The 2,387-nt window shown below is 33.9% G+C and carries 3 protein-coding genes; all 3 read left to right on the top strand.

Going from position 1 to position 2,387, the window contains the following annotated elements; translation table 11 throughout:
• A partial coding sequence (locus tag A4R26_RS35405; protein ID WP_207625710.1) for a hypothetical protein occupies positions 1-180 on the top strand: 180 nt, incomplete at its 5' end.
• Positions 181-259: 79 nt separating this feature from the next.
• On the top strand, positions 260-1,090 hold the full coding sequence (locus A4R26_RS08270) for a hypothetical protein (RefSeq protein ID WP_081163319.1): 831 nt from the start codon (positions 260-262) through the stop codon (positions 1,088-1,090).
• A gap of 94 nt (positions 1,091-1,184) precedes the next feature.
• Positions 1,185-1,556 (top strand): helix-turn-helix domain-containing protein, encoded by a 372-nt coding sequence (locus A4R26_RS08265; RefSeq protein WP_081163318.1) that lies wholly within the window; start codon positions 1,185-1,187, stop codon positions 1,554-1,556.
• Positions 1,557-2,387: the final 831 nt, after the last annotated feature.

The raw sequence follows: 2,387 nt of genomic DNA, 5'->3' as shown, positions 1-2,387 counted from the left end.
TGCGGGCTGGAAAAAATTTGGTTGCTTGTTATTGTAGATGGTGACAGCGAAAAATCAGATCATGATCTCGCTCCTGATTTATTGCCTCAAAGGGAATTCAGTTTTGATAATGTTTTTGTTTTTAATACATTCAAAAGCATTTGCTTGTCAACGAGGGAGGGAAGAAATGATATAAATTGACTTATTCGATTATATAATAAGAGTGAGATCTGATTTATGTACGTTGGTGATAAAAGTGATTACTTATTTAAACAATTATATGTTTACTAAGAATGATGACAAAAGATATTTTAGGTTTAATGCGGTTTATGTTATCGAGTCATTGAATAATTATGAGCTTCAAACAGGTGAAGTGCTATATAATGATATATTGCGGTACATGCCATATAAGATAGAGATAATTAAGTGCAGATTATTTAAAGTTAACAGTAAAGTTGAATTGGTAAACACTTTTAATGAATTAAAGGAAGATTTTCATTCTCATGGTACACACCCTTTTTTGCACTTTGAAATTCATGGTGCAAAAGAGGGACTTGTATTAAACTCTGGTGAATTAATTAAATGGCGTGAGATTGCAAGTTTATTGCGTGAATTGAATATTATGACAGGGAATAATATTATGGTTTCTCTTGCAACCTGTTATGGTGCTTATATATATGGAAGTATTCTGCCTTCTTTACCTGCGCCATTTTTTGCTTTTATTGGGCCTTGGAATACTGTTACGTCAGATGAAATAATGGTGAGCTTTACGCGATTTTTTGAATTTATTTTTGCCGCTGAAAGTTTAAAAGATATAGATTTAGATCTTGCTGCAGAAAAGTTGAATGAGGAAAATGATGTTACTGAGAAGTTTGGCTTTCATCTTTCAGAAGCCGTTTTTGATAGGGTGGTGAATCAAATTGAAGAGAAGTTAAAAGACCCAAACGAGTTTAAAAAGCGTGTAGAGAATCTTGTAGAAGAAGGGTTGAAAATAGAAAGCATTCGTAACAGTTTTACCAGAGAAGAGTTAAAAAAAGCTTCTGAGGATTATCTCAGAAGCCCAAGTTCAGTAAGAGATAGAATGAAAAATGATTTTCTTATGCGTGGATAAAGTAGGCCTGTTTCAAATTTATCGAGGTTTTGTTGCCTCGGAGGCTTTTTAAAGGGATTTTTATGCTACAAGTAGAAAAGCACAAATACAATCTATGAGTAGCAAAATACGAATCGTAAAAAGATGCGGATACTGTAAGAGTGAATTTATAGCTAAAACAACCGTTACGCAATGCTGTTCTGACAATTGCGCAAAGCGATTTTATAAGAGAAAGAAAAGAGATGAAAAGATTGCGCAGGCTAATTTAAAAACTGAAATTAAGAAAAAGCCCAAGATCAATATAACGGAAGATCAGATTAGGCTGATTAATACCAAAGCAATACTTACGCTTAAAGAATCGGCGGTATTACTCAATATATCAGAACTCACAATGAGAAGGTGGGTGTTATCCGGGAAAGTAAAGTCTCAAAAGGCCGGTAAAAAGCACTTGATTCTTCGTACTTCACTGCCTGTTAAAGAATTATAAACGAATGATTCACATCAACCACTAAGAAAATAATGCGATTTTGATAAGAGGAAAATCACCCTATCCTGCGATTTACAGGATGTTATACGCGGGTACAGACCTGTGTTGGGTGCGGCGGAAATTTCAGTATTCCATTTATATTGTTAGCCCTACTTTTGTTTTCTTTTTTTGGTTTGCTTGTTCATGGTAATATAATTGGCTTCAATTAATTGTTCCAGTTGAATATAGAAGTACAGCAACCTATCCCAGCTTATACCTTCAGAATAATTAGGGTGATCAGTAGTGATGGCTGCTTCTACCATATTCTATAGTTCCTGCCTTACATCTGAAAGGTGAAAGTCTAAAAAGAAGTTCTCTATTACATCTTGCGGGTTCTCATTAGTTATGCGGATCGGTTGATTATAAATGTCAGGGCGGTTAAGAAAATGATTCATACAATTTTTGTATGCACTATCGCAACAGTTTTTAACCTGGACAACATTAACTGCTTTATATAAATTCCTACAAATCTTACGAATCCTACAAGTCCTACATTTAGATAGTGAGTTGTTGTTGCTTAAGACTTCGTTTTTAAGTAATGGAAAATGATGTAACCAACTAAAAATTATTTGTTAGGATAGGGAGTAGACAGCTGTATTACAAGAAGTATAAATGAAGTAATTACATGCAGATATGGCACAAATAATGATGTAATTAAAAGGTTTTCTTTAGAAGATAATATCATATAACCCGTTAGTTCATACGTGATTATATGTTGTATGGGGATAGTCACACCTAATACGTAAATCTGCTAGTTTAGTTGTAAATTCCGTTGATTCTGACCCCGTTGTT

This window comes from Niastella populi, from assembly GCF_002078015.1.
GTDB classification, from domain to species: domain Bacteria; phylum Bacteroidota; class Bacteroidia; order Chitinophagales; family Chitinophagaceae; genus Niastella; species Niastella populi.
Note: the sequence above shows the minus strand (reverse complement) of the source record. Positions and strands in the feature narration are given on the sequence as shown.